Source organism: Microvirga sp. P4_G7, assembly GCF_056401005.1.
The window spans coordinates 1-611 of sequence record NZ_JBFUKD010001142.1 but is presented as its reverse complement, the minus strand read 5'-3'; the positions used below and the strand labels follow the sequence as shown (position 1 = coordinate 611).

Below are 611 nucleotides of genomic sequence, written 5' to 3'. Positions count from 1 at the left end.
ATCCCGGCGACGACCGGACCGGTGTTGATGCCGATGCGCAGCTCCCACGGCGGCAAGCGTAGCCGTTCGCGTTGTCGATTAGAGTCGCGAATGAAACTCTGCATCTGCAACGCTGCCCGACATGTATCGATCGGATGGCTGCGATTCTCCTCCGGCAAACCACCGGCGGCAATGAACGCGTCGCCGACTGTTTTGATGGTTTCGATGCCATTGGCTTCGGCGATCTCGTCGAAACGCGCGAAGTTCTGGTCGAGTTGCCGGATCAGTCCGGCGGGATCGAGGGTTTCGGTGAGGCGCGTGAACGCCTTGAAATCCGCAAAAAGAATAGTCACGGAATCGTGGAAGCGCGGCTCGACTTTTCCATGCGCCTTGAGTTCCTCGGCGATCGATTCCGGCAGGATGTTTTTGAGAAGCCGGTCCGAGCGCTCCCGGGCCACGTCGGCAGCGGCCTTTGCCTGAGAGATCTCGGCCACGAGCTCGTCGCGCTCGAGAAGCTGCCGTCGCAGCTCAAGCTGAGACATCGCTTGTTGCGCTAATCGACGTACCGCTTCCCGCTGCGCCGGGCTCATCTCGTGGGGTTCAAACCCGATGACGCAGAGCGTGCCCAAGGC

At 61.0% G+C, this 611-nt stretch carries 1 protein-coding gene; it reads right to left on the bottom strand.

Annotated elements, in window-relative coordinates:
• Positions 1-521 (bottom strand): adenylate/guanylate cyclase domain-containing protein (locus AC1DT3_RS23520; RefSeq protein WP_477467561.1); only part of this gene is annotated, 521 nt, incomplete at its 3' end.
• Between the last annotated feature and the right edge of the window lie 90 nt (positions 522-611).